The 25,581-nt window shown below is 63.3% G+C and carries 24 protein-coding genes and 1 riboswitch; of the genes, 10 read left to right on the forward strand and 14 right to left on the reverse strand.

Going from position 1 to position 25,581, the window contains the following annotated elements; translation table 11 throughout:
* Nucleotides 1–15: 15 nt before the first annotated feature.
* From H351_RS09865 to H351_RS09880, 4 genes are all read right to left on the reverse strand, one after another.
* Nucleotides 16–2,094: an amidohydrolase family protein gene (locus tag H351_RS09865; RefSeq protein ID WP_029256031.1), complete on the reverse strand. Its 2,079-nt coding sequence runs from the start codon at nucleotides 2,092–2,094 to the stop codon at nucleotides 16–18.
* Between the two features lie 102 nt (nucleotides 2,095–2,196).
* Entirely contained in the window at nucleotides 2,197–3,855 is a 1,659-nt protein-coding gene (locus tag H351_RS09870; protein WP_019744947.1) for a DNA repair helicase XPB, read from the reverse strand.
* 180 nt (nucleotides 3,856–4,035) lie between these two features.
* Nucleotides 4,036–5,115, reverse strand: a complete 1,080-nt coding sequence (locus tag H351_RS09875) for an alcohol dehydrogenase catalytic domain-containing protein (RefSeq protein ID WP_029256030.1) — start codon at nucleotides 5,113–5,115, stop codon at nucleotides 4,036–4,038.
* Complete coding sequence (locus H351_RS09880; RefSeq protein ID WP_037120507.1) at nucleotides 5,112–6,305, reverse strand: LLM class flavin-dependent oxidoreductase; 1,194 nt, start codon at nucleotides 6,303–6,305, stop codon at nucleotides 5,112–5,114. The genes H351_RS09875 and H351_RS09880 overlap by 4 nt, the downstream gene beginning before the upstream one ends.
* Before the next feature lie 217 nt (nucleotides 6,306–6,522).
* Between H351_RS09880 and H351_RS09885 the strand changes: the two genes are divergently transcribed.
* Complete coding sequence (locus H351_RS09885) at nucleotides 6,523–6,834, forward strand: hypothetical protein (RefSeq protein WP_029256028.1); 312 nt, start codon at nucleotides 6,523–6,525, stop codon at nucleotides 6,832–6,834.
* A gap of 54 nt (nucleotides 6,835–6,888) precedes the next feature.
* Nucleotides 6,889–7,539, forward strand: coding sequence for a TetR/AcrR family transcriptional regulator (locus H351_RS09890; protein ID WP_029256027.1), 651 nt, complete (start codon nucleotides 6,889–6,891; stop codon nucleotides 7,537–7,539).
* 425 nt (nucleotides 7,540–7,964) lie between these two features.
* On the opposite strand, the gene H351_RS32765 is transcribed toward H351_RS09890, so the two are convergent.
* Together H351_RS32765 and H351_RS09895 are read right to left on the reverse strand one after the other, a co-directional pair.
* Nucleotides 7,965–8,090, reverse strand: coding sequence for a hypothetical protein (locus tag H351_RS32765; RefSeq protein WP_019744941.1), 126 nt, complete (start codon nucleotides 8,088–8,090; stop codon nucleotides 7,965–7,967).
* Between the two features lie 87 nt (nucleotides 8,091–8,177).
* Nucleotides 8,178–10,502 (reverse strand): helicase-associated domain-containing protein, encoded by a 2,325-nt coding sequence (locus H351_RS09895; RefSeq protein ID WP_029256026.1) that lies wholly within the window; start codon nucleotides 10,500–10,502, stop codon nucleotides 8,178–8,180.
* A 60-nt stretch (nucleotides 10,503–10,562) separates the two neighbouring features.
* Between H351_RS09895 and H351_RS32505 the strand changes: the two genes are divergently transcribed.
* A complete protein-coding gene (locus H351_RS32505; protein WP_019744939.1) occupies nucleotides 10,563–10,751 on the forward strand; it encodes a hypothetical protein in 189 nt (62 codons plus the stop codon).
* A gap of 83 nt (nucleotides 10,752–10,834) precedes the next feature.
* On the opposite strand, the gene H351_RS09900 is transcribed toward H351_RS32505, so the two are convergent.
* The gene (locus H351_RS09900) at nucleotides 10,835–11,398 is read right to left on the reverse strand and encodes a transglycosylase family protein (RefSeq protein ID WP_019744938.1); all 564 of its coding nucleotides are present in this window, start codon (nucleotides 11,396–11,398) and stop codon (nucleotides 10,835–10,837) included.
* A gap of 8 nt (nucleotides 11,399–11,406) precedes the next feature.
* Nucleotides 11,407–11,616: riboswitch (cyclic di-AMP (ydaO/yuaA leader) on the reverse strand.
* A 394-nt stretch (nucleotides 11,617–12,010) separates the two neighbouring features.
* Here H351_RS09900 and H351_RS09905 point away from each other — a divergent pair.
* The gene (locus H351_RS09905; RefSeq protein ID WP_029256025.1) at nucleotides 12,011–13,408 is read left to right on the forward strand and encodes a YncE family protein; all 1,398 of its coding nucleotides are present in this window, start codon (nucleotides 12,011–12,013) and stop codon (nucleotides 13,406–13,408) included.
* 94 nt (nucleotides 13,409–13,502) lie between these two features.
* On the opposite strand, the gene H351_RS09910 is transcribed toward H351_RS09905, so the two are convergent.
* Nucleotides 13,503–13,892, reverse strand: a complete 390-nt coding sequence (locus tag H351_RS09910; RefSeq protein ID WP_003939919.1) for a YccF domain-containing protein — start codon at nucleotides 13,890–13,892, stop codon at nucleotides 13,503–13,505.
* A 33-nt stretch (nucleotides 13,893–13,925) separates the two neighbouring features.
* On the reverse strand, nucleotides 13,926–14,153 hold the full coding sequence (locus H351_RS09915; protein ID WP_003940194.1) for a hypothetical protein: 228 nt from the start codon (nucleotides 14,151–14,153) through the stop codon (nucleotides 13,926–13,928).
* Between the two features lie 215 nt (nucleotides 14,154–14,368).
* Here H351_RS09915 and H351_RS09920 point away from each other — a divergent pair, with 215 nt between their 5' ends.
* On the forward strand, nucleotides 14,369–14,782 hold the full coding sequence (locus H351_RS09920; protein WP_007733502.1) for a cold-shock protein: 414 nt from the start codon (nucleotides 14,369–14,371) through the stop codon (nucleotides 14,780–14,782).
* Between the two features lie 88 nt (nucleotides 14,783–14,870).
* On the opposite strand, the gene H351_RS09925 is transcribed toward H351_RS09920, so the two are convergent.
* The 3 genes from H351_RS09925 to H351_RS09935 all read right to left on the reverse strand — a co-directional run bounded on the left by H351_RS09925 (nucleotide 14,871) and on the right by H351_RS09935 (nucleotide 17,959).
* Nucleotides 14,871–15,338 carry a DUF2771 domain-containing protein gene (locus tag H351_RS09925; RefSeq protein WP_225989529.1) on the reverse strand — a complete coding sequence of 156 codons (468 nt, stop codon included), beginning with the start codon at nucleotides 15,336–15,338 and terminating at the stop codon, nucleotides 14,871–14,873.
* Nucleotides 15,339–15,364: 26 nt separating this feature from the next.
* Nucleotides 15,365–17,059, reverse strand: a complete 1,695-nt coding sequence (locus H351_RS09930) for an MFS transporter (RefSeq protein WP_030244200.1) — start codon at nucleotides 17,057–17,059, stop codon at nucleotides 15,365–15,367.
* 69 nt (nucleotides 17,060–17,128) lie between these two features.
* Nucleotides 17,129–17,959, reverse strand: a complete 831-nt coding sequence (locus H351_RS09935) for a glutaminyl-peptide cyclotransferase (RefSeq protein WP_051636494.1) — start codon at nucleotides 17,957–17,959, stop codon at nucleotides 17,129–17,131.
* 38 nt (nucleotides 17,960–17,997) lie between these two features.
* Here H351_RS09935 and H351_RS09940 point away from each other — a divergent pair, with 38 nt between their 5' ends.
* The 3 genes from H351_RS09940 to H351_RS09950 all read left to right on the forward strand — a co-directional run bounded on the left by H351_RS09940 (nucleotide 17,998) and on the right by H351_RS09950 (nucleotide 22,118).
* Nucleotides 17,998–18,819, forward strand: coding sequence for a DUF3027 domain-containing protein (locus H351_RS09940; RefSeq protein WP_019744932.1), 822 nt, complete (start codon nucleotides 17,998–18,000; stop codon nucleotides 18,817–18,819).
* Between the two features lie 68 nt (nucleotides 18,820–18,887).
* Nucleotides 18,888–21,560 carry a sacsin N-terminal ATP-binding-like domain-containing protein gene (locus H351_RS09945; RefSeq protein WP_029256022.1) on the forward strand — a complete coding sequence of 891 codons (2,673 nt, stop codon included), beginning with the start codon at nucleotides 18,888–18,890 and terminating at the stop codon, nucleotides 21,558–21,560.
* Between the two features lie 6 nt (nucleotides 21,561–21,566).
* The gene (locus H351_RS09950; RefSeq protein WP_019744930.1) at nucleotides 21,567–22,118 is read left to right on the forward strand and encodes a phosphatase PAP2 family protein; all 552 of its coding nucleotides are present in this window, start codon (nucleotides 21,567–21,569) and stop codon (nucleotides 22,116–22,118) included.
* Here H351_RS09950 and H351_RS09955 read toward each other — a convergent pair.
* Complete coding sequence (locus H351_RS09955; RefSeq protein WP_029256021.1) at nucleotides 22,108–23,103, reverse strand: iron-siderophore ABC transporter substrate-binding protein; 996 nt, start codon at nucleotides 23,101–23,103, stop codon at nucleotides 22,108–22,110. The genes H351_RS09950 and H351_RS09955 overlap by 11 nt on opposite strands.
* Nucleotides 23,104–23,238: 135 nt before the next feature.
* On the reverse strand, nucleotides 23,239–23,496 hold the full coding sequence (locus H351_RS09960; RefSeq protein ID WP_019744928.1) for a DUF2530 domain-containing protein: 258 nt from the start codon (nucleotides 23,494–23,496) through the stop codon (nucleotides 23,239–23,241).
* Nucleotides 23,497–23,598: 102 nt separating this feature from the next.
* Here H351_RS09960 and H351_RS09965 point away from each other — a divergent pair, with 102 nt between their 5' ends.
* Nucleotides 23,599–25,053: an NCS2 family permease gene (locus H351_RS09965; protein WP_020970489.1), complete on the forward strand. Its 1,455-nt coding sequence runs from the start codon at nucleotides 23,599–23,601 to the stop codon at nucleotides 25,051–25,053.
* Nucleotides 25,054–25,118: 65 nt separating this feature from the next.
* Nucleotides 25,119–25,550 carry a MarR family winged helix-turn-helix transcriptional regulator gene (locus H351_RS09970; protein ID WP_019744926.1) on the forward strand — a complete coding sequence of 144 codons (432 nt, stop codon included), beginning with the start codon at nucleotides 25,119–25,121 and terminating at the stop codon, nucleotides 25,548–25,550.
* Nucleotides 25,551–25,581: the final 31 nt, after the last annotated feature.

Consider the following 25,581-nt stretch of genomic DNA (forward strand, 5'->3'; position numbering starts at 1 on the left):
CGTCCACCAGCGTAGCTAGTTTCGCGCGCGCTCCCACATCTGCAGGTAAGCCTCGGCGCCACGGCTCATGTCCTCGATGATCGTGTCGCCGTCGGCGCCCGCAGCAATACGCATGTCCGCGATCCAGTCGGGAATCATCCCGTACTGGGCAACGCCGTCGGTGTTCACGTCGAAAACCCTGGTGCCGGCGCGCTGCTGGTCCATTACGGTGCCGTCGAAGGCGGTGTACGGATATTGGAGCGGATTTTCGGCGGCGTCACCGCGCGGTGCGGCCTGCGGCCCGAAGCCGTTGGTGTCTGCGCCGTAGCCGAAACCGAAGTAGTAGTTCTCGCTTCGCATTGTCCGTGCGTCGCGCCACTGGTCGATGAACCCACGCTCCTCGGGCTTGTCGTCCGATGCGTCCAGTTGCCCGGCGTACAGGGCGACAAATCCGCCGAGCGCGTAGATCCGCTTGTAGAGACTCGGGTCGCTCCAGCTGTGACTGGAAACAACACCGGAATAGTTCGCTGCTTCGAGAATGTCGAGGGCTGCTTCGGCGGTCTTGACGCTCATGTGATCGATGTCCACGATCATCCCTCGGTCCATCAAACCTCGGATCGTGTATGCGCCGAGGTCGGTCAGGCCGCGCGAATTGCATTGCGGACCAGAGGGGTACACCGGAAGCGTCACTCCGGGTGGGAGTACCGCGAGAAGATTCTGTGCGCCGTCGACCTTGGTGGGCAGCACATTGTCCTCGGCAACGCCGGTGCATGGTTCCGACTGCCAGAACTCCCCGGTGCCCAGGTAGTTGCCGATATTGACGGCCACTCCGGTGACGCCGCCGTCGAAACGGGCACCGCCGAGGGCGTTGTCGAACTTGTGCGTGACGATCATCTGCCGAACACCGAGGTCGTACAACTCGTCCAGGCCGCGGTCGATGTCGTCCTCGGTGCACTGCGGAATACCGTTGCGCACAGAGCAACCGAAGGGTTCGGACACCTCCACCCCGAGGGTGACGGCCAGCTTTCCGTCGGCGGCCACCTGCCTGGCCTGTTCAGGGGAGCTCACGATGCGGAACCAACCCCGGCCGGGACCGCCGTACTGGGCGTCGATGTAGTCCTGGAGTTCGCGTGTCTGCTGCGCCTGGATCCGGACGGTCTCCATCTCGTCACAGGGATTTCGCTTACTCGGATACAGCTCGCACAGCACACGGTTGGCGACAAAGAGATTGGTGAAGATTCGCAGACCACCACGCCAGGCACGCTCGACCCACTTGTAGTACGTCTGCTCGTGTGTCAGTGAATCGTGCGCCGGCCAGTCGGCGAAACTCGGCCAGCCGGTGGTGTCGTGAGTTTCGAAGGGATTGCCGTACGACAGAACGTTTTCGAGGAGCGCCGGTATCCCGTCGGGTTGATGGTCCGGGCAGTCGACGAGCGCTGCGGTGACGCCCTGAGGGTCGAAAGGTCGGCCGCAGTGCAGGTTTCCGCCCATGAACTCGGAAGCGTTCATGTGCACGTGTGTGTCGATGAATCCGGTGACTTCACCGTTCGGTCCGATTTCTGCTGGAACGCCGTTTGCGCCCACCTCCGCTTCGGGGAAGTCGGCGCAGCCGTCGCGCGGGATCAGCGTGAACGCAGATTCGGGAACGTCACCGGGATCGGACATCGTGAGCATCAAATCTCGCGAGATCAGTTGACGGCCGTTCGAGGTCGCGGTCAGAACGAACGATTCACCGGTGGACATCACGGTCCAGTCGGTGGAGGGAGTTGCTTCGGAAGTGGCGAGTACCGAGTCCGCGCCGTCGTGCGAGAGCATCGACCCGTCCGGGCCGTACAGCATGAAACGACCCAGCTGGGCCGCATGTAGCCGGAACGGTTCGGCGTCTGCGGCTTTCGTTACGTCGGTGAGGTACGCCGACCCGTCACGACGGACGAAATCACCAGACTCGGTGCGCAGCGCGAAGCAACCGTTCGCAAGTGCGTACACCGAGTTCTGCGCGGTAGGAGCAGGACTCGGTGCCGCGGCGCTGACGCCTGTCGTGGCGACGACGACGGCGGCAGTCAGCAGCGAGATGGTTCCGGCGAGCCGACCCCGTAGACGTGGAACTGAGCGCATGGTGCTGGTGACCCCCGGCCGATGGACACGACTGTGACAGGGGACACTCTACAGATAACTGGACGTATGTCCATTTGATTCTGCAACGTGTTGCAGAAATGCTCAGCCGATTGCAGGTCCGAGCAGGTCATCGGCGTCGGTGATCCGGTAGGCGTAGCCCTGTTCGGCGAGGAATCGCTGACGATGTGCCGCATATTCCGCATCGAGAGTGTCGCGGGAAACCACCGAATAGAAGTGGGCCTGACCGCCGTCGTGCTTGGGGCGCAACAGTCGCCCGAGTCGCTGAGCTTCTTCCTGCCTCGATCCGAAGGTTCCCGAAACCTGCACGGCGACAGACGCCTCCGGAAGGTCGATCGAGAAGTTCGCGACCTTACTCACCACCAGCGTCTGGATCTCACCGTTGCGGAACTGATCGAACAGGATCTCACGTTCCTTGTTCTTGGTGGATCCCTTGATCACCGGGGCGTTCAGGGCTTCGCCGAGTTCGTCGAGCTGATCGAGATACGCACCGATCACCAAGGTCGGTGAATCCGGGTGCTTCGCCAGAATCGACTTCACGACAGCAATTTTGGTGTGCGCCGTCGAGCACAGTTTGTAGCGCTCCTCCGGTTCGGCGACGGCATAGGACATGCGCTCGGCGTCCGTCATCGTCACTCGCACCTCGACGCAGTCTGCCGGCGCGATCCAGCCCTGCGCTTCGATGTCCTTCCACGGAGCGTCGTAGCGCTTGGGGCCGATGAGCGAGAAGACGTCGCCTTCGCGGCCGTCCTCACGAACCAGCGTTGCGGTCAGGCCGAGACGGCGGCGCGATTGCAGGTCTGCCGTCATCCGGAAGACGGGTGCGGGCAGCAAGTGGACCTCGTCGTAGATCACCAGTCCCCAGTCGCGGGAGTCGAAAAGTTCGAGGTGCTTGTACTCGCCCTTCGTACGACGCGTGATCACCTGGTAAGTGGCGATCGTGACCGGCCGAATCTCCTTGCGCTCGCCGGAGTACTCGCCGATTTCTTCCTCGGTCAACGACGTGCGGGCGATGAGCTCACGCTTCCACTGACGACCGGCGACGGTATTGGTGACGAGGATGAGTGTGGTGGCTTTGGCCTTTGCCATGGCTGCTGCGCCCACCATCGTCTTGCCGGCGCCACACGGCAGCACGACGACGCCCGAGCCGCCGGCCCAGAACGAATCCGCTGCCATCTGCTGGTAGTCGCGCAGTTCCCAGTGGCCTTCTTCGAAAGCGAGATCGATCGGGTGCGCTTCGCCGTCCACATAGCCGGCGAGGTCCTCGGCCGGCCAGCCCACCTTGAGCAGCATCTGCTTGAGGCGGCCGCGTTCGCTCGGGTGGACGATCACGGTGTCGTCGTCGACCTTCTCACCGAGCATCGGTGAGATCTTCTTGTGTCGCATCACCTCGGTGAGGACTGCCCGGTCGAGGCTGACCAGGATGAGGCCGTGCACCGGGCTCTTGACCAGCTGCAAGCGTCCGTACCTGGCCATCGTGTCGACGATGTCGACCAGCAGCGGTTGCGGAACTGCGAATCGTGAGAACGAAACCAGAGCGTCGACAACCTGCTCGGCGTCGTGTCCGGCGGCGCGGGCATTCCACAAGGCCAGGGGAGTGATGCGATACGTGTGGACGTGCTCGGGGGCGCGTTCGAGTTCGGCGAAGGGGGCGATTGCCTGCCTGGCATCGCCGGCGCGCTCGTGGTCGACCTCCAACAGCAGCGTCTTGTCGGATTGGACGATCAACGGTCCGTCGGTCACGGAAGCCTCCTAGTGAAACAAACGCGGCAGCCACAGAGCGTTGCACCGCGTTGTCGGCTGACGCCAACCCTGCCATTGTCCTGGTATCGGCGCGCATACGCCAACAGACGACGCTCGCACAGCCAGGAGTAGAGGTGCCCGAGTTCGGGCACCCCTACGTCAACAGAGCAGGACCAACCGCTATTCCGGACGACCTGCAGCGGGCAGGACGAGGATCTTCACGTGCTCGTCGGGTGCGCGAAGAGCCGCAAAAGCGTCCGAAACTCCGTCGAGCCCGACACGGCCGGTAATGATCGCTTCGGCGTCGATCTCGCCGGCGGCCAACCGAGCAAGGGTGATGTCGTACGCGTTCTCGTAGGGGCCATGACCGAAGTTGATCGAGATCCTTCGGAACTGCCCGATGACGGGAACGATGGTCTCGTCGCCGAACGGCGCAGCCAGGACCTGAATCCGCGAGTTGAACGGCAGGGTGCGCATCAGTTCGCCGATGACCCCCGCCCGGCCGCTGCATTCGTAGGCGATCAGGATGCCGTTCGCGGCCTGGCCCACGAGCGGGTTGCCTTCGGCGACCATCTGATTCCACAGTTCGATCGGATCCTGTGTGAAGGGGTCGACGACGATGTCCGCGCCCATCTTCTTGGCGAGCTCGCGGCGTTTGGGGGAGGGTTCGGACGCGATGACGATCTGTGCCCCTCTCGCTTTCGCAGCGACGATGGCACCCAGTCCGATCGTCCCGCAACCGACGACGAGCGCTGAATCGGCCGAGGTGAGGCCGGACTGCTGGAGATGCATCTCGCCGACGTGTAGAGGTTCGGCCAGTGTGGCGTGCTCGAGTGACAGATGGTCGGGAACCTTGCGGACCCAGAATGCGTCGACAACGATGTGATCGCCGAACGCACCGTGGTATTCGTTCGAGTAACCGATGATCGTCGGGATCCCGGTAGCTGTGTCGGTGGCCAAGCCGATGCCGGACACCCGATCGCCGATCATGAAATCGTCTACTGCAGAACCGGTCTCGGAGACGATACCCGCGTACTCGTGGCCCAGCACCACGGGTGCGTCTGGATCGAAGGTGGCGAGCGGGTAGCCACCGTTGTGTGCGACCTCGACGAATCGGCACGGGTCCTTCGACATGCTCAGGTCGCTGCCGCAGATTCCGCAGGCGACGACGTCGATGCGGATCTGATGGGGTGCCAACGGCGGCGCGTCGGCCATCTCGGCGACGGCGAATTCTCCCTGTTGGAATCGGACAGCCCTCATGCGCGCAAGGCTCCCGTCTCGGCCGGTTGGCCGTAGTAGTCGGTATGGGCTTTGGTGATCGCTCCGACCAGCCCGCCGATCAGGTATTCGCGGTTGTCCTCGGCGAACTGCATGCTCGCCTGACGTCCGACATTCCGCTTCCGGAAGTGCGGGACCACCTCGGAGGCGAACAATTCGTAGCTGCGTTTGGTGTCCTCCCAGCTCGCCATGTCCACGTGAAGGATCAGGAACGTGCCGAACCCTCCTGTCTTCTCGATCAGACGCTCGATCTGAGCAATCGCATCTTCGGGCGTACCGATGATCGCCTGACCGAACTCGCCGAGCGTGTCGTTGCGCCACTGGTCGATGATTCCGGCAGGTGTATCTGCCCAGGCCGGGTTCTGGCCGGTCTGTCGATTCACGTAGGAGGCCATCGATCCGATCCGCCGGCTCACGGCGCGCTCGGCCTCGGCTCGGGTCTCGGCGATGAACATCGGATTGACCACACGCCACGTCGCCCGGTCGGCGTGGTGGCCGTGCTCGGCCGAGACCTTCTCGTACACATCCCAGTTGCGATCCAGTGCGTCGAATCCGCTGGGTGAACTCGCCGCGAGTGAGAGCAGGGAGAGCCCGTTCTTGCCGGCGAGCACCGAACCGTTGGGGGAAATCGTCGACGCTGTCACGGTCTCGATGCCGTCCGCACGGTATGTGGGCAGCTGTGCGCGTGCGTCACGCAACGTGAACCAGTCGGTTTCCATGTTGACGACCTCGCCGCGGAGCAACGCGAGAATGGCCTCGAGCGCTTCGCCCTGGCGGCGACGCTGGTCCGACGGGTTGATGCCCATCATGTGTGCATCGAGGGGAATCTTGCCGGGGCCGGTGCCGAAGATGAGCCGTCCGCGCGTCTGCAGATCGAGCTGAGTGATGCGGTCGGCCGTGATCAGCGGGTGGTGATAGGGGAGGGACGTCACGCCTGTGCCGAACTGGATGCGCTCGGTTCGCTCTGCGGCGGCCGCGATGAACATGTCCGGTGCAGGCACGATCTCGGCGCCGGTCGAATGATGCTCACCCATCCACGCTTCTTCGAATCCGAGGTGGTCGAGGTGTGTCATGAGGTCGATGTCGCGTCTGAGTTGCAGGGCGGGATCGGCGTCGAGCGGATGGTACGGGGCGAGGAAGGCTCCGAAGCGGATGGACGATGCGGACCACACGATGACATCTCCTGTCGACAGGGGAGTGATTTGGATCACTCGCTCTGATGGAGATGTCTAACATGGATCAACTGATCCAATAAGTTGAATCTCCCGCACAGTGGGAGGTTGGTAATCACTTGTAGCTCAACGCTATCTGGCGTAATCATGTCGTCTAAGGTTGTTCCAAGTCGATCAACTGAACCAGGCATTTTGAGAAGGAGCGTTGAAAGAGGTCATGCAACTGGACGTCACAATCACCCCCACCTCCTCGACCGTCGAACTGAACGGGGTCGACGACTTCACCAGTCTCTCGGTCGTCGTAGGCGGCGACGATCAATCCGAGACTCTGAGTCGGGCATTGGAACCGTGGGGGGAACTCGAGGACGATCATGTCTGGCTCGACATTGCTCACCTGGAACAAGCCGTCGCGGCCCAGGTCGGAAACGCGCAGTGGAAGCAGAAGTTCTCCGCGATGGTGGACTACGCGCGCGCCCACGGCTGGGTCGATCGCGACAACAGGGTGCGAGCACACCGTGAATCACTCTGACTCCGCGGTCAGCGCTTCGGAGAAGTTCGGCGAGCCCGTGCGAAGCTCGTTCGTATGACCGACTCCCGGCAGAACCGTCAAGGCGACGTGACACGTCTGCGTTTGCTCAAAACTGCTGAACGGCTTTTCGCGACAGAGGGATTGGATGCAGTTTCGCTGCGCGCGGTCAACGCGGCGGCCGGTCTCGGACCGTCGTCCGTCCACTACCATTTCGGCACCAAGGAGGATCTGGTCGCCGCGGTGCTGTTGGACATGGGAACGTCGGTGCGAGATCAGATCAGCGCGAACGTGGACGCCCTAGCCGCGGACAAGGAGCCGCCGACGGTCGAAGCGTTGGTGCGGGCCGTCACGGCGCCATACAAGACACTGCTTCTTCGCCATCGCACGCGGGGAATGCGATGGATCAGAATTGTCACGCAGATTTCGCAGCCGCAGATGTCACGACCGGGCCATCCAGCCCTCGAGGCGACCGAGCTGCACCTTCGTGATCATCTTCTCGACCAGGTCCGTCGTACCTTTCCTGCTACCGATCCCGAAAGGCTCGAGACTCGCTGGGCGGTTGCCTTGATGGGCTTCCTCCAGGCGTTCAGCCGGGCGGACGATTGGAGCGGAAGCAGCAAGCCGCTCGCGCCGGAGCGACTTGCCGACTTCTACGAGGACCAGGTCGTCTTTCTGGTGGGTGGAGTGCGACAGTTATTGGGATGAGCGCCTAATTGATGCGCCTCCTATTTCTGTGCGACCACTGACTTCCGCATTTCCATTACATGAGTAATAGCTTCGGAAATTCCGGATCTATAACCGATATTCTTTTCGGAATCACCCGGAGTGGAATCAAGCTCCGATTCGAGTCTCGTTTGAATACGGTCCAGGGTGTGGATTGTTCTTTTCACGATGGTTGATTCTCTTTCTGCGGTAAATCCGAAAGAAGTATTCCGGATTGCCGAGCGTGTTCGTCGAGGACACACAGTGATGCCAGGGTCATGCCCGCTGCGTAGCCGCGCGAGCGTGCATCAGTTCCTCGACTACGTGACTTGAACAGGTTGAATGTTTCGTGCAGGTGCACGAGGGTGTCGGTGGAGGCAGGCATTGGTCAGCTTCGCAGTCAGCTCGTCTTCCTCTGGACTGTGCTGTCAGCTCCGCTTCCGCTTACGAATGAACTCGGAAGACTCCGTAGTTTTCGCCCGCTTTTCCGCGCGGCGTTCCTTGATCGACTGAGCGGGTTTCTTCATGTTCTTTCCCGGCGCCTTGTCAGCCATTGTCGCTCCTCATTTTTCGAAGTGGCAATCACAAACTGACCTCGACCATACTTCATTTACAGAAAAAAGCCAGTTGCTTCTTTTCTGCTACTTTTTTCCGGAGTCGACGGGGCTGACGGAAGTAATGCGGTGCAACGTGAAACGGCGTACGGCACCACTTGCCGGGTCGAAGGCGTCCAGCTGTCCGCCACCCACGCTGACGGGGTCGACGATGCGATGAGTCGCTACCCCCTGAGCGTCGACATAGCCGATGTTGACGCTCGAATTCTCCCGGGCCGCTGTGGCCAGTAACGCGATGGTGGCGGCATTGTTCTCCCTCGAACCGTCCGTCCGGACACCACCACGGCCCGGGGCGGAAGCGCGGTCACCTGCTCGCATCGTCCGTACCAACGACGCCAATTGATCCGCCGACGGGCTCGCGGGTATTCGCGACGCCGGTCGGCTGCGACGGTTCGGTACACGCGCCCCGCGTGGGCGGAGATCGACCAACGTGCCCGAGGAGTCCTCACCTGCCGGCGCGAATCCGGCTGCGCGCAGCTCGGCCAGGACCTCGCGCAGTGGGGCCTGCGAAATCGCGACTGTGGGAGCCAAGGCGCGCAATGCCAGGGGCTCCGCCACCCCCGAAGCGAGGACCTCCGCCAGCAGTGACGCGTCCTCACATCGAATGAACGACGCCGCCACTCCGGCACGCAGTCGCCCGTGTCGACGGGCGACATCGTCGATCAGATACGAAAGTGATTGGGGAACAGGCGTCTTCGATTTCGAGGCGAACATCGCATGCAGTTCGGTGGCCGTCAGACCGGCGTCGAGCGCACGACGCACGCTCTCCTCGCTGATGCGGTACATGGACGCCGATCCTGCCGACTCGATGTCCGCGACCAGGCTCACCTGCTCGAGCAGGTCCGGTACGAGCGGGCCGGGCGCAACCAGAGTCAGATCTGCCTGGACCAGGATGTAGTCGATGGGCTCGGGTAGCGCGGACTGCATTTCGGCTTCGGCGTCCCCGCCGTGCAGCAAAGCTCGTCCAGGTGACGACAACGCGCCGCGGGCCACCAGCCCGAGGGCGGCGGCCTCGTCCAGAGTCCGCTCGATTGCGAACGTCCGTAGGCGCCCGCTCCATCGCGGGCGTCGCCACGCCAGTAGTCGACTTACCTCGACGGCCGATGCAGTCTGGCCACTGTCGAGTTCGGAGAGCAGCCCCAAAATGGCCTGGCGATCGCGCGGAGCCGCCGGGGCCCGGCCTTCCTCGGACAGTGCCGCGATGGGCTTGTCGGTGGAATCCCTCAGCCCGATCATCCACGGAACTCGCGGTACGTCGACCCAGGCGGACGCCAGCACCTCCCACCGACGCGCTGTGGACGCGTTGAGCCAGCCGTCGACGGCGAGTGTGGGCGTCCAGTATTCGTCCGCGTTGTCCGAGACCGGCGCCGGGTCGGGCGTTCCACTGGCGATGAGCCCGGCTGCCGAAAGCAATTCGACGAGCAGGCTCACTCGCGCTTCGTCGAGATCGGCCGTCTTGGCCACGCGTCGTAGTTCTCGAACACCGAGTCCACCGGCTCGCAGTGCTGGGGCCGGTGCTGCGCCCAGAACAGCGATCACGCTCTCGCATTGGCGTACCAACTCGAGTGCCTCGCCGGCCGCTGCGGCGTTCACGTCCGCGGGTTTGAGTTTGTCGCCCCCGATGACGGGTGCGGTCAGCGTCGTCGGATCGAAAACCGGCTCGCCGCGGATGACCTGACGAACCGTCGCCGGAAGCTCGACGGTCTGCTCGTCGAGCCACCGAAGCAGGCCGGCCGCCAGCAGTCGCTGAACCGGGCGCTCAGGCGGCGTTCCGGGGGCGGCGTCGCGGGTGCGACCGATCGGGCTGGAGTTGGCGAGAGTCTCGAGGAGATCCCGCTCGCGGGTGTCCAGAGCGTCGAGGGCTGCCGAGATCTCGGTCTCGGTCATCGCCTCGGCAGGTTCGAGGGCTCGCCCCACACGCCACGGAATCATCCCGATGACTGCCGGGACGACGCTGATGGGATCGACACCCCAGACGAGGGCGGACTCACGCATCTTCGACAGTGACTTGTCGACGGCCTTCTTGGTGACCTTGCCCTTGCCGGTCAGGGCGCGTTCGGCGATTGCACTGTTGAGCTCCGCCCGCGTCATCGGAGTTTCCTCGGCGCCGGCCAGTGCCAACAATTCGAGAAGACCGAAATCGAGGGTGTCGAGTTCGTCCGCCGCTCGGCTGACCGACGCGCGTTGCTGCGCCCGACCACTGAGAACCACCATCGTGCTCGGCGGCGGTACGGCCAGATCGGGGCGCAGACGCAGCAACTCCGTCAACTCGGCGTCACTGCGCGCCGAGAGCCAATCGGTCAGACTTTCGGCTGCGGAACTGCCCGCCGGGGTGCCACGTGTTTCGGTCATCAGGTATCAGATTAGAGACCTGGTCTGTACGGCGTAACGGCGTCCTGTCAAAATGACTTCGTGGCCAACAATTCGAAGCAACACTATGTAGATCCAGGATGGCCGGAAACTGCAGACGGAGATCACGCAGTGACCGAATTGTCATCGACCCGCGCAGGTGGACTTTCACCCTTCGGCGAGGACACCACCTTTCCAGTTCCGGTGGAGTCACTTCCTTACGTACACCCGCACACCGTCATCAACCGATAACAACTCGACACGAAGAAGGCCCGCACCGATTCGGTGCGGGCCTTCTTGATGTTCGAGCGTCCGAGCGGACAGTCTTACCGGTGTTACTTGAGGAACGTCTTCGCGGTGTCGGCGACTGCGAGGATCTGCGGGTCGACCGGGATGCCGTTGGCCTTGGCGAACGCGATTGCCTGATCGATGGCGTCAGCGACCGGGTGTGCAACGGTCTGAGCGACCTGCTGTGCCGGAGCCGGAGCTGCCTGAGGAGCCGTGGTGGCCGGAGCGGAACGCTCGGTGGCGCCGCTGCTCAGTCCGAGGCTGGAGGAGCAGGACGGCCATGCGCCCCAACCCTGGTTTGCGAGAACACGCTCGGCAACAACGATCTGCTGCTCGCGAGTGGCCTGGTTTGCGGTGGCTGCGTACTGTCCGCCGCCGTGTGCGTTCCACGTGCTGGGGGAGAACTGCAGTCCGCCCTGGTAACCGTTGCCGGTGTTGATGGCCCAGTTTCCGCCGGCCTCACACTGGGCGAGACGATCCCAGTCGGAGTCGGGGGCAGCGCTTGCGGTTCCGGTGGCTGCAATTCCTGCTACGCCCATGATGGCGCCGGTGACGGCGACCTTGGCGACAGTGCGACCGGTGGTGGTGGGCTTGCGATGGCGTCCGCTCATGATGGTCGAAATCCTCTCCACACGCGCCTGCGAGGTCAGCTGTCGGGTTCGGGCTGAGAGGTCGCCCGGCCTCGCCTTTCCTGGCTGGAAAGGGTCTGGCTTCACCCCAAGATTCGGTCTTGCGATCGAACCGGTGTCCACTGGAGAACTTTTCTGTTCTCACAGAGGACTTTGGGTCCCCCGTCCTCGTCCCTGGAATGCTCTGTCGGAAGTCCGGTACCCGCGGGACAAGGCTTGGCGCGGCGGGCCGGAGGTGGCCGAGTTTCCCGGCCGAAAACGACGGTAACGGCTCGAGTCTCTCGTGTCACCATTTGATAACGCGGCGTGGCGAAGGACGTACAACGCGTCACACAAAGCGCAGGAGACTCTTCCCAGGTAGGTGGGGGTGCCTGAGTGAATGTCCGGTTGTGTCCGTTCCGTTATCCATCCGTAATGTGAGCAAGGTCACACGTTATACGGAAATGGAATTCCGGCCGAGTGAGAGGTGCGCCGATCCAGGCCGAAGATGTGTCCTGTGTCTCAACATCGAGATTGAAACTTAGGTTAGGTTTGCCTGACTTGCCCCGAATGGGCAGGGTTCGCAGAGTCTTCCAAAGAAGTAGGGCACCCCTCATGAAACTGCAATACCGTCGGCGTGCGGTCACCGCGTCACTCGCCGTCGCCGCTGCTGCTGTCGGCCTGGCCGTCACTGCTCCCGCTGCACACGCCTCACCCGAGGATCCGACACACGGTGTTGTCGGAAGCTATTCCGCAACCCAGCCCGGCGACATCGTCGTCGACTCGGCAACCCACCGCGGATACATCACGCAGTACGGCGGACCGACCAGCTCGTTGTCCGTCGTCGACACGAACACCGGCAAGTCCGTCGGCACCATCGACGGTGTCGTCGGTTACCCGTCGGCACTTGCCGTGGACTCGGACCTCGGACGCGCATACGTGTCCTCCTCCTACGGCGGCGCGATCTCGATTGTCGACACGAAGACCGGCAAGGTCGAAAAGACGGTCACGCTGAGCGAGAAGAACCCCGACGGGTCGCGGCCGCAGATCAACGATGTCGTCGTCGACCCCACAACACACCGCGCGTACTTCTCGGACTACAAGTCCGGCAACATCCGAGTCGTCGACCCCAACGCCGCCGACGCCGTGTCGAGCATTCTGGTCGACAAGTCCGCAACGCCGACCAAGCTCGCCTTCGACAGTGTCCGCGGCTTCCTCTACATCGCGGACACCAACTTCTTCGACGAGAATTACGGCCGCACGCTGTGGCAGGCGGACGTACGCAAGGGCGGAGCACTCAAGTCGATCGTGCGTGCCGACAACCTCTACCCGGTCGACGTCGATGTCGACACGAACACCGGCAACATCTACATGACCGACACCCGGGCAACCAACCTGTGGGCGATCACCCCGGCCGGCGCGGTTCTGTCGAAGACCACGCTGTCTCCGACCGCGATTCCCAACGGCGTGGTCGTCGACGCTGCTGCAGGCATTGCATATGTCGCGGACGTCATGAACGGACACCTGTGGTCGGTCGATCTGACGACCCGCGCCACCACCGCTCTGACCGATACCAAGATTCCGGCACTGGAGAAGGTCAAAAACCTCGCGCTCGACACCTCGACCGGCGCCATCGCGTCGACGACCAACGGGGGCAAGGTGACCGTCGTTGCCGCGTACCCGCTACCCGCGACCGTCGAACTGCCTGCCGCTCAGGTCGGTAAGGCGTATTCGCACAAGCTCACTGCCGCTGATACCCGGGCAGCCTTTGCGCTCACCAACGGCACTCTGCCCGGCGGACTGTCCCTCGCACAGGACGGCACCATCTCGGGAACCCCCACGGCCGTCGGCAGCGTCACCGTCGAGATCACTGCGAAGAGCGTGCTTTCGCGCGCTTCGAGTGTGACCATCGTGGTCTCCGAGGGTCCGGTCGGCCCCGTTGATCCGGGCAACCCGGGAACGGGTACCGGTTCGCTCGGTAACCTCCCCGGACTCGGTAGCCTCGGCCGCTGATCCGCCTGATACGAGAGAACCCGACCACAGCACCTGCTGTGGTCGGGTTCTTCTGTCTCCGGGCCCGCTTACGCGTAATTGACGCGGTCCACGGCTATGCGTAATTGACGCGGTCCACGTCGACGATCTCCTTGCCGAGCGGCATCAGCGAGATCGGAATCATCTTCAGGTTCGCGACCGCGAGCGGAATTCCGATGATCGTGATCGCCATCGCGACGGCGGTGACGATGTGTCCGATCGCCAACCAGATACCGGCGATGATCACCCAGATGACATTGCCGATCATCGAACCGACGCCAGCGGTCGGCTTGTCGACGACGGTCTTACCGAACGGCCACAGTGCGTAGATGCCGATGCGGAATGCCGCGATTCCGAAGGGAATCGTGATGATGAGGATGCAGCAGATGATGCCTGCGGCGAAGTAGCCCAACGCCAGCCAGAAGCCACCGAACACCAGCCAGATCACGTTCAGGAGGATTCTCATGGTCAGTGACCTTTCGGTTGGAGGCGGGGGTGATCAGCGCACGCGTCGACCGGATCTGAGCGTGTAGACGATGGCCAGAAGGAAGCCGATCGGGCACGCGAGTGCCACCAGGTACAACGCCAGGCCGGGCGGGGTGTCGCTGAAGATGTGGACTGCGAAGATGGCCACGATCGCCAGGAATCCGACGATGAACAGTGCCATCGCTGTACGGAACAGACCGTTTCCGGTGCCGGAAGTGCGCGGGTTCGGTTGAGGGTCCACACCTACGAGGATAGTGCCTGTAAACCTGGGTGCCGACCCGGGTTCGTCACAGGTAGACTGTTAACAGACTGCGCGCCCCGCTGAAGCAAGTGTGGGGCGCGTTCTTTTGCATTCTTCCACCGGAAGCGATGCGAGCAAGGCCATGAGGCTCTTCCGAGAGCCTCCCGAGCACATTGGGGCAGATGCCCCAGTCGAGTGATGAGCAGGTGAACGCGGTGCCGACCGGCAAGGTGAAGTGGTACGACGTCGAAAAGGGTTTCGGCTTTCTGTCGCAGGAAGAGGGCGAGGACGTCTACGTCCGTGCTTCCGCTCTCCCCGAGGGCGTCGAAGGCTTGAAGGCCGGCCAGCGCGTCGAGTTCGGCATGGCTGCGGGCCGCCGCGGTCCGCAGGCGCTGAGCCTGAAGGTGCTGGAGCCGGCGCCGTCGTTGCGGGGCGCTACGGCGACGCGTCGTGAGCCCGTCGAGCGTAAGCACACCCCTGACCAGCTGCACGGCATGGTCGAGGACATGATCACGTTGCTCGAGGCGAAGGTCCAGCCGGATCTGCGCAACGGCAAGTACCCGGACCGCAAGACCGCTCAGCGGATCTCCGAGGTCGTCCGAGCCGTCGCTCGCGAGCTCGATACCTGATCGCTCGATTCGAGCTGCCGTACACGGCTTCGAAACAAAATGCCCTGCACACCAATCGGTGTGCAGGGCATTTTCGTTCTTCCGGGGATCAGGCGGTCTTGATCGACCAGATCAGTAGTCCCTGTTCGCTTCCCTCACCGACGGCGAGGTGGATTTCGACGCCGACGAGTTGCTTGACGGGATCGCTCGAAGATTCGACCGTCACGGCCAGGGCCTCGCCGGGCTCGAAGACTCGGGGTTCGCCGGTCTGGTTGCCGTCGGCATCCTCGTAGACCGCCAGCAGGGCCCACTGCGCATCGGAGACGTCCGTCGACAACGACAGCTGCAGCGGGTAGCCCGCGGGAACGTCGAGTGCGTAGATGTCGCCCACCTGGGCGCACTGGGACAGATCGATGGTGCAGAACCCGGCAGGGTTCGTCTCGATCGTCTTGCCGTGTGCGTATGCAGTGATGACCGGCAGCTTTTCGGGGTCGTCGTTGATGTTCTTGATGATCACGAAAAGAACGGAGACGTAAGCAACTAGTGCCACCACCATCAGGACACTGATCGCTGCCACGATCTTCTTTGTTCTCGAGCGCATCATCACTGCGGAGTACTTCCTTGTCCTCGGTTGGATTTACCGGTGTAAATCACTTCGGTCACTTCTTGTTCGGCCAGATCGGGTCGCTTCCCGCCGAGGCCGGGCAGGAGGCTGCTTCCTCGGTAGCTCAGGAAGGTCTGCAGAAGCCCGATCGTCAGGAACACCGATACAACAGTGAACCCGATCCAGTATTCGGTCGGAAGCAGAACCCCCAATGCGCCGCCGAGTACCCAGCTCAACTGCAGAACCGTCTCGGATCTGCCGAATCCGGATGCGATCGATTCCTCGGGCAGGTCGTGCTGGAGTGACGCGTCGAGTGAGACCTTGGCGAGTGCGCTGGCTGCGGAGGCTACGAGTGTGGCCAGCGCAGCGGTCATCAGGTTGTCCGTCAGCGCTGCGATCACCGCGATGATCCAGACCGACGCAGTGCACCGGAGCACGATCAGTGCGGGCCGGCCGAGCTTGAGGCGCGCACCCGTGGCATTTCCGGCGAAGTTTCCCAGACCGGCCGCTGCGCCGACCAGGCCGAGCATCATGGCTTGCTGGAGCGGCTCGTGATCGGTGCGTGATTTGGCGACGAACGCGATGTAGAGCGTCAGGAAGCCGGTGAGCACGCGAATGGTGCCGTTGCCCCAGAGTCCGATGATCACGGCGCGTCCGAGAGGCTGTCGGACCTTGGCCGGTTTCGCGTTCGGCTGTGGTGGGGCGCTGCCGGCGTGGTGCGCCTCGTCCGGGTGGTAGGTGATGGTCGCGGGAACCTCACCCTCGGTGACTTCGACCCACGACGGGATTCGCATGCTCAGATATGCGCCGAAGACGGTGACGGCGACGGCGAACCACAAGGCTCCGGTGGAACCGAAAGCGAGCGCGAGCGCACCCGCGACGGCGCCGGCGCCGATCGTTCCGCCGATCAACCCGAAGACCGTCAGACGCGAATTGACGCGCACCAGGTCTATTTCCGGTGGTAGGACGCGTGGTGTCACCGCACTCTTGAGTACCGAGAACGATTTACTGAGCACCATCATGCCGAGCGCGGCCGGATAGAGGATCCAACTGTCGAAGTTGAAGACCAGGATCACTGCGAGGAGCGTCCGGATTCCGAACGACGACGCGAGTGCGATGCGGCGGCCGCGCTGCAACCGGTCGAGCATCGGACCGATGAGCGGTGCGATGACCGCGAACGGTGCGATCGTGATCAGGAGATAGAGCGCGACCTTGGTCTTGTCCTCACCCGTCGCCGCCGAGAAGAACAGCGTGTTGGCCAGAGCGACGGAGATCGCGGCGTCGGTGGCGTTGTTCGTCATCACCGCGTAGGTGAGAGCGGTCAGACCGGACTTGTCCGCGCCGTCGGCCTTCGCTGCGCGCTGGAAGGTCGCGATGCCCTTGTTCGTCAGTTCGCGGCTGCGCATCGCTGCGACGCGGGTGACGGTGAGCTTGCGAGGCATCGGGGGAGCCTTGGGGGCGTCCGCACCCGGTGCCTTCGAACCGGACGCGGAATCCGAGTCTCCCCGTGATTCGGGGATCGGGTGCAGCGGCGGCAACGGCGTGCGACGCGCAGCGGGGCGAGCCGAAGGCGGGTAGTTGTCCGGGCGGGCCGCGGGTGGGTAATTGTCGTAACCGGGGTGCACCTGTTGCCCCTCCGGCTCGTCGTGGATTCGCCGAGTTTCGGGGTCGTAGGGTTCGCGCGGTCCGGTCACCACTCAATTCTGTCCTAGTGTCGGCGCGGCTACCACGCACACCCCTGCGAGTCCTGTGTCATGTCGGACTCAGTTAACAAAACGGACTTCGAACATCTGCGGCCAATACTTGCCGGTGAGCAGGAATCGATCGGTACCGGGAATCTGCGCGATGCCGTTGAGAACGTCGACGGTGCTGGTCGATCCATCCGTGACGAGTTCTTCGCGTAGCGCCGATGCGTCGTACACGTTCGTGACGGTGCCGTCCGACGGGTCGATTCGGACGACGGTGTCGGTGGTCCAGACATTGGCGTAGACGGAGCCGTCTTCGGCGCATTCCAATTCGTTCAGCTTGCCGACGGACTCCGAAGATCTGGTGACGTCGACTGTCGAGATCGGCGCAAAGGTTTCGGGATCGCGAAAGGTCAACGTGGCCGAACCGTCGCTGGAGACCAGCCGATCCCCGAGCGAACAGATTCCCCATCCCTCGGTGTCGAGTGGGAACCGCCCACGTTCGGTCAAGGTGTCCTTGTCACGGGCGATGGCGACGCCGTCTTTCCAGGTGAGTTGCCACAGTGTGTCTCCGGCGACAGTGATGCCCTCACCGAACAATGGCGGGTCGAGATCGGCACGCGCAACTTCCGGTCCCGAAGCGGGGGACTGCTCGTCGGAGATCTCGCTCGAGCGCACCCAGGACTGCCCGACGCGTCCGGTGCTTTCGTACAACCGGTTTCCGTCGATCTCGAGGCCCTGCGTGAACGCGTCGGGATCGTGCGCGGACACTCGAACGATCTCGACGGAGCCGGTTTCGGACGTGAGGCTGTCGGGAGCACCGGGGGAATCGGAGCACCCCGCCAGGGCTGACGCGATCACGGCGACCACTGCAAAAGTGCGCACGGAATTGGCGTGTGACCTACTCATCTGCCCAGCATGGCAGCCCAGTGCGTTGCGGACTTGCGGTGGTGCGGCAAACTGGAGGAGTGAGTGTTGCTACTTCTCCAGAGCGTGCAGTGCCGCGCCCAGTACTGGCCGATGCGGTCGAGCTTGCCCGAACGGCAGTCGTCGACCTGCATGAAGGCGGTGTGGGGGCATACCTCGGCGTGACGTCGGAGGACGAATTTGCCGCCACCCATCGATTTGCAGCAGACATTCCCGGATACCGCGGTTGGCAGTGGGCGGTTGTCGTCGCTGCCGGACCGGAGGACACCCGCGCAACTGTCAGTGAGTTGGCGCTGCTGCCGGGTCCCGACGCGTTGGTTGCGCCGGAATGGCTGCCATGGGATCAGCGGATTCGTCCCGGCGATCTCTCCGTCGGTGACCTACTCGCCCCGCCGGCCGAGGATCCTCGGCTCGTTCCCGGCTACGTCGCCACCGGTGACCCGGAAGTCGACGAGGTAGCTCTCGAAATCGGGCTAGGCCGCAAACAGGTCATGAGCCTCGAGGGCCGACTCGATGCCGCGCAGCGTTGGTTCGACGGTGACTTCGGCCCGGAGTCGGAGATGGCCAAGGCTGCCCCGTCGACGTGTGGGCTGTGTGGATTCTTCCTTCCACTGGCAGGTTCGCTGCACGCAGCGTTCGGCGTGTGCGGCAACGAACTCTCCGCAGACGGCCGGGTGGTCAGCGTGTCCTACGGCTGTGGCGCGCATTCGGACACCAGCTTGCCGCTCGGTGCGGGCTCGCCGCAGTTCGACGCATTCGACGACGGAGCAGTCGAGCTGATTGCGGTGCCCGCTCGCCCGTCGAGCGTTGTTGCAGTTGAGGATTCGGTATCCACCGAGTAGAAGATCCGTTCGGCACGGACGCACTCCGCGAGGCGACGCTGCGCGCGTGGTCGGAATCTCCGACGCGATTGCGTGAAGACGCGGCTGCGGAATCCGACCTCGCGAAGGCCGGGTACCGCGACCGTCTGCTCACCGAACTGGCGCAGAACGCTGCCGATGCGGCTGCACGCGGGGGCCTCGAGGGCTCTTTGTGGGTGGACGTGGACGGTCGGACGCTGACCGTCGCGAACAGCGGCCGTCCGCTGGACGAATCCGGTGTTCACGCACTCACGGCGCTTCGTGCGTCGAACAAGGTCGACGCCGACGAAGGCGTGACGGGGCGGTTCGGAGTCGGATTCTCGGCAGTTCTCTCGGTCAGTGACGAGGTTGAACTGCGCTCGTCGGCGGGATCGATTCGATTCTCTGCCTCGCAAACTCTGCGCGAGATCGACTCTCGCGAACTCCCCGTGCCGGAAACCGGTGTCCCCGTACTTCGTTTGGTGTGGCCGTCTGGCGAATTGCCGAGCGACGGTGCTGATTCGGAAGTGGTGCTGACGCTTCGGCCGGACGTCGATGCCGCGGCGCTGCTTTCGCAGATGACACGTGAGGCAGTCGACCTGCTTCTCGAACTCCCGGCTCTCGGATCAATTCGTCTGGGTGAGAAGACTTTTCGGCGATCGGAACGAGTGTTGGAATCCGGTCTCGTCGAGATAGCTATCGGAGATCGCACGTGGTGGCAGTACTCGGCGCCGAACGCACGGTGGTTGGTGCCGGTCCGCGACGGGGTCGTCGAGCCGGTCGCAGACGACGTGCTGCGGGCGCCGACCCGATCCGACGAGGAACTGTCGATCCCCGCGATCATCATTGCCGACATTGCAATGCAACCCGATCGGCGACGCCTCATGCCCGCTGCACCGATCGCTCCGCTTGGCGAGGGGTACGCGAAGTTCCTTGCTGCACTACCTCCTCGGCAGCGAACGGCACTCGTCCCGATCCCTGCCTTTGCCCGCAGCGAAACCGATTCGCTTCTGCGCGAAGCGCTTCTGAAGGAGCTGCAGGAAAACGAGTGGCTTCCGGTGGTCGGTGAACCCGACCGCGCGCCGCAGCGAGCATCCGTGGTGCCCGGGCTCAGTGATGACCTTGCCGAGTTGCTCACCGACATCGTCGGCGGCCTGGTTGTCCCCGAGCTCTCCGGCCCCAAGCACGAGCGAGCACTCGCGGCGGTGTCGACGCACCGCATCGGGCTCGCGCGCATCGCGGAACTGCTCAGCGGCTTGGAACGTGAACCGAAGTGGTGGAATCGACTCTATTCGGCTCTCGAGCCCTTGGTGATCGACACTCTTGCGGTGGAAGAGCTTGGAACACTGCCGGTTCCGCTCTCCGATGGACGAACGGTGACCGGACCGCGGACCGTCGTCGTCGGCGTCGAACTGGGCGAAGACGCACCGTCTGTGCAGTGGACGAGGTTGGTTCATCCTGTCGCGGCGCACCCGTTGCTGTCTCGATTGGGAGCACAGACCGCGAGTGCCACCGACCTGCTGTCCGATCCGGCACTGCGAGCCTTGATCGAAGATGCTGCGGATCAGGATGATTCGGTAGCGACGGAGTTGGCGCAAGTGGTGCTCGGATTGGCGGCCCACGTGGCGCCAGGGGCGCTGCCGTCGTGGATCGGTGAAGTGCTGCTTCCTGATTCGGAGGGCGAATTGCGTTCCGCCGACCAACTTCTGCTTCCGGGCGCTCCCCTTGCAAGCGTCCTGGTCGAGGATTCTCCCTTCGGCATCGTCGACGCTGATTTTGTTCAGCGGGTGGGGGAGCAGGCGCTACGGGTAGTCGGTGTCGGGTGGGGTTTCACGGTGGTCCGTGAGGAATTGCCGTCCGGCCCCGATCACGATCTCGACGCCGAAGACGCATGGTGGGACACCCTCGACGAGGACCCGGAATACATCGAAGCCGTGCGCGATCTCGATCTCGTGGACGAAGACCGCTGGCCGCAGGCGCTGTCGCTGCTGGTCGAGTCGCCGGCGACGCGGGCGCTGCTCACCGACCGTCGTGGATACACGGCGTGGTGGTTGCGTTCGAATGCCGAACTCGGCGGTGAGGTGCTTGGCTTGCTGCGCGCTCCGGGCGATCGCACCTTCGAGGGATTGCTCGATGCTGCCGAACACCCCGACGCCGGATTCTTCTCCGGATTACTGGCATCGGATACCGTCGACGATCCGGAACTGGCTCAGCTGCTACTCGATCGGCTTGCCGACCCACTACGGATGCCGGCCTCCGCCGTCGTCGCGCGGACGCACCGACTGCTGGGTGAGGCAGCGCAGCGACGGGTTCTCGACCTGGAGGAACTGCACCTGCCGCCGTTCGTGCGAGGCCTTTCCGGCGATCTGGTCGATCCCGGCGACGCCCTTGTTCTCGACCGACCGTGGCTGGGAGCGGCACTGCCTGCACAACGAGTGGTGCTCGGCAGTTTCGAGACAGCTGACGCACTGGCAGATCTGCTCGACGTCGCTACGGCGTCCACATCCGTTCACGGACGAGTGAGCAGCACCGGCGTTGTGACGACGTGGGCGAACGAACCACAGGCAGTTCTCGGCTTCGCAGCCCTCGGCCGTGAGGTTCCCGGCGGCGAGGTAGTGATCCATCACGAACTGTCGGTGGAACTGACAGGAGCGGTGGAGGCGACAGTGACCGTGCCGTGGTGGGTGGACTCGGACGGCGTTCATCACGTGATGCGCACGTGGACTCTGCCGCAAGGGATGTGAGGGCAGATGTCTTTTGATCAGTGGGTACTCGACAGTGCAGTGAGCCAGCGGACGGCGTGGCTCGTGGACGTGGTCGACGTCATCACCGACAGCGGCGGAACCCTCGCGTCGTGGCTGATCGCGACGCTGCTCACGATCGTGCTTCTGGTTCGGGGGCTCCGAACGGACGCTCTGCTGATCGCCGGATCGATGTTGACCGGTCTGCTCGTGATGAGCGGATTGAAGCGCATCTTCACGCGAACCCGTCCACCCCTGCCGGAGCGTTTGATCGAAATCGATTCGTATTCGTTCCCGTCGGGCCACGCGATGATGAGCGCGATACTCGCGACTTCGGTTGCCGCAGTGATTCTTCGGCTTGCTTTGCCGAGGCTCGCGAAGATGGCAATGCTCGCGAGCCTCGGCCTGTACACGATCGCTGTCGGATTCTCCCGCGTCTACCTGGCTGCCCATTGGATGACCGATGTGCTGGCAGGTTGGGCGTTCGGGATGGTGTGGGCCGGAGTGTGGATCTGGGGAACTGCGCAGATCAGGAAGCGCCGGGCGCTGGTTACTTCGTGAGTTCGGCGAGTAGTTGGCTTGTCGCCCACGGCAAGCTCAGTGCTGAACTCGCGGTCAGGGCCGCACCGACCTGCGGGGCCTGATCGTCGTTGACGTAGACGACGCGATTGTTCTTGACCACGTCGAGTTGCTGGAAGCCCGGATTGTTTCGGACCGCCTGGGCGGCATCGGGATTGCCGATGACAACGAGACGGTCCACGTCGAGGAGATCTAGTCGCTCGGTGGAGATGGGCGCGTAGAACTCACCGTTCATCAATGCCTCGACCGCGGGAGCAGGTTTGAATCCGAGACTGCCGAGGACCCGTCCGCGGGCGTCCTCGGAGGAGAAGGCGTAGAACTCCGGGGTCGTGTCGACGCTGATGATCACCGCGGTCTGGTCTGCAAATTCCGGGTGAGCGCTTCTGGCGTCGGCGAACTGCTTGTCGATATCGGCGACCAACTTCTCGCCGTCGGCTTCGCGACCCACTGCCTTCGCTGCGGTCTTCGTCGTGATCTGCCACGGAGTTGCGTAGTCGCCGTAGGCCGGATCCTTCGCGACGGTCGGGGCGATCGCGGAAAGTGTGGTGTACAGGTCTTTGTCGATGCTCGAGTAGAGCGCGAGGATCAAGTCGGGCTCGAGCGCAGCGATCTTTTCGACGCTGATCGTGGTTTCGGGATTGCTGCCGACGACGGTCGGTTCGGTTCCGCCCCAAGGGCCGGTGACCCACGGCCACGTGCGGTTGACGTCCGGCTCGCCCGGGTACTGATTGACCATTCCGACGGGCTTGATGCCCAAGGCCAGCAGAGCCTGCTCGTCGTTGTAACCGACAGTGACGATCCGTTGTGGTTCGGAATCGATCGTGGTGCTGCCGAAAGCGTGATCGATCGTGACGGGGAAGGCGCCGCCACCGGAACTCGACGAACTACTTGCTGCGTCGTCGTTCGAACTGCAGGAGACGAGTGCTGTGCCGACCAGGGCGACCAGAGCAACGGATGTCAGTCTCATCCAACGTCCTCGGCTTTTCCAACGATTTCGGTGGGAGATCTTCACGGTTACGTGGTTCCTTTCAGCATTGACAAGCTAAGACCGACACTAGAGTGCAGGGTAGGCTTACCATGCTGGCAGGGTGAATCGACCTGCTCAGTCGACCAGACCGGCGCCCTGTTGTGCGCCCTTGTCACCGCGCACAGCTGCGCGTCGTTGAATGGAGAACAGAGCGAGGCCGAGGAAGCCGACTCCGATACCCGCGTAACAGATCGGGAGTGCATCCGACCAACGATCGCCGCTCACCGCGACCACGATCGTGGCGACCACCCACAACGCGGTGCCGATGATCAGTGCCGGCGCGGGTGCGGACAATTTGCCGATCAGGCTGGTTGTGTTGCGAGTCTCCGTCACAAAATTAACGCTACCCGTACCCCGGTGGCCTACTCTCCCTAGTGCGACCGGCTTCATGTGCGCCGGCACACGGCGACCTACAGCGATGGGGAAAGAACAAACATGGCGGCACCCGGCAAGATCCTCGACACCTATTTCAAGATCAGCGAACGAGGGTCGACGATCTCGACCGAGGTTCGCGGCGGTGTCGTCACCTTCGTGGCGATGGCCTACATCGTGGTCCTCAACCCCCTGATCCTCGGCAGTTTCTCGGCTGACGACGCTGCAGCGAAGACCGACGTTCTCGGCAACATCCTTCCGGTCAACCAGGTGGCTGCGGTCACCGCTCTGGTTGCCGGCCTGATGAGCATCGTCTTCGGTCTCGTTGCCAACTATCCGTTTGCCATCGCCGCGGGTCTCGGCATCAACAGCCTGCTCGCCGTCACCATCGCACCTCAGGTCACCTGGCCCGAGGCGATGGGCCTGGTGGTCATCGACGGTGTGATCATCGTTCTGTTGGCACTCACCGGTTTCCGAACTGCGGTGTTCAATGCGATTCCCTCGGCATTGAAGTCCGCGATCGCGGCCGGTATCGGCATGTTCATCGCCTTCATCGGACTGGTCGACGCCGGATTCGTCCGCCGCATCCCCGATGCCGCCGGTACGACGGTTCCCGTCGGACTCGGAATCAACGGCTCGATCGCTTCGTGGCCGACCGTGGTGTTCATCTTCGGTGTCCTGCTCATGGGTGTTCTGGTTGTGCGCAAGGTTCGTGGTGGACTGCTGATCGGCATCGTTGTCACGACGATCCTCGCTGCGATCATCGAGGCAGTTGCCGACGTCGGACCCTCGCTCGGAACCAACCCCAAGGGCTGGAACCTCAGCATCCCCGCGATCCCGGAGATGCTCGGTGGTATGCCTGATCTGAGCCTGGTCGGCGACGTCAGCATCTTCGGCGCGTTCACCCGCATCGGTGTTCTGGCCGCCAGCCTGCTTGTCTTCACCCTCGTGCTCGCGAATTTCTTCGACGCCATGGGCACGATGACGGGTCTCGGTAAGGAAGCCGGCCTGACCGACAAGGATGGAAACCTCCCCAACGTCGGTCGCGCGCTTGTCGTCGAAGGCGCCGGTGCCATCGTCGGCGGTGGCGCTTCGGCGTCGTCGAACACCGTGTTCGTGGAATCCGCGTCGGGTATCGCCGAAGGCGCCCGCACGGGCCTGGCAAATGTCGTGACCGGACTGCTCTTCCTCGTCGCGATGTTCCTGACGCCGCTCTACTCCGTCGTGCCGATCGAGGCAGCTGCGCCTGCCCTTGTCGTCGTCGGTGCGCTGATGATCGGACAGGTCCGAGACATCGATTTCACCAAGTTCTCGGTGGCACTCCCGGCGTTCCTGACCATGATCGTCATGCCGTTCACCTACTCGATCGCCAACGGCATCGGTGTCGGCTTCATTTCATGGGTGGTCCTGCACGCTGCCAGCGGTGGTATCAAGAAGATCCACCCGTTGCTCTGGATCGTGGCGGCACTTTTTGTGGCCTACTTCACTGTCGGACCCATTACCGACGCCCTTACGTGAAATCAGGGTTGACCGGTATTCGATTACGTGAGCTACCGGCCAGCTCTTGACGTATTGTCTGACGCGTGACCACCGAAACTCGTGCGCTGGCCAGCGATCTTTCCCTGGCTGTAGTGCGTCTCACCAGGCATCTGCGCGGCCGCAGAGTCGACGCTCAGGTATCGCTGACGCAACTGTCCGCTTTGGCGAGCCTGGATCAGTACGGCCCGATGACCCCTGGCGTACTCGCAGCACGTGAGAAAGTTCAGCCGCCGTCGATGACGCGCGTTGTTGCTTCTCTCGCCGAGCTCGGTCTGGTCGAGCGCTCGCCGCATCCCACGGACGGTCGTCAGATCATCGTGAATCTCTCCGACGCCGGGCAGGCGTTGCTCGCGGACGAGACCCATGCGCGTGAGGCGTGGATGAACGAGCAGCTGGCCGGGCTGGGTGGCGAAGAACTCGCGACGCTGCGCGGTGCCGTCGGGATCATCACGGAGATGGTCAACAAGACGGAGTAGTTCCGCGAGTTATGCGGTCGCGTAGCTCCGC

The organism is Rhodococcus erythropolis R138 (genome assembly GCF_000696675.2).
GTDB lineage: Bacteria > Actinomycetota > Actinomycetes > Mycobacteriales > Mycobacteriaceae > Rhodococcus_F > Rhodococcus_F erythropolis.

Excerpts from the sequence above, each read along its gene's own strand:
- H351_RS09865 (WP_029256031.1), bottom strand. The coding sequence starts at position 2,094 with ATGCGCTCAGTTCCACGTCTACGGGGTCGGCTCGCCGGAACCATCTCG.
- H351_RS09875 (WP_029256030.1), bottom strand. The coding sequence starts at position 5,115 with ATGAGGGCTGTCCGATTCCAACAGGGAGAATTCGCCGTCGCCGAGATG.
- H351_RS09885 (WP_029256028.1), top strand. The coding sequence starts at position 6,523 with ATGCAACTGGACGTCACAATCACCCCCACCTCCTCGACCGTCGAACTG.
- H351_RS09890 (WP_029256027.1), top strand. The coding sequence starts at position 6,889 with ATGACCGACTCCCGGCAGAACCGTCAAGGCGACGTGACACGTCTGCGT.
- H351_RS32765 (WP_019744941.1), bottom strand. The coding sequence starts at position 8,090 with ATGGCTGACAAGGCGCCGGGAAAGAACATGAAGAAACCCGCTCAGTCG.
- H351_RS09895 (WP_029256026.1), bottom strand. The coding sequence starts at position 10,502 with ATGACCGAAACACGTGGCACCCCGGCGGGCAGTTCCGCAGCCGAAAGT.
- H351_RS09900 (WP_019744938.1), bottom strand. The coding sequence starts at position 11,398 with ATGAGCGGACGCCATCGCAAGCCCACCACCACCGGTCGCACTGTCGCC.
- H351_RS09905 (WP_029256025.1), top strand. The coding sequence starts at position 12,011 with ATGAAACTGCAATACCGTCGGCGTGCGGTCACCGCGTCACTCGCCGTC.
- H351_RS09910 (WP_003939919.1), bottom strand. The coding sequence starts at position 13,892 with ATGAGAATCCTCCTGAACGTGATCTGGCTGGTGTTCGGTGGCTTCTGG.
- H351_RS09935 (WP_051636494.1), bottom strand. The coding sequence starts at position 17,959 with ATGAGTAGGTCACACGCCAATTCCGTGCGCACTTTTGCAGTGGTCGCC.
- H351_RS09950 (WP_019744930.1), top strand. The coding sequence starts at position 21,567 with ATGTCTTTTGATCAGTGGGTACTCGACAGTGCAGTGAGCCAGCGGACG.
- H351_RS09955 (WP_029256021.1), bottom strand. The coding sequence starts at position 23,103 with ATGAGACTGACATCCGTTGCTCTGGTCGCCCTGGTCGGCACAGCACTC.
- H351_RS09965 (WP_020970489.1), top strand. The coding sequence starts at position 23,599 with ATGGCGGCACCCGGCAAGATCCTCGACACCTATTTCAAGATCAGCGAA.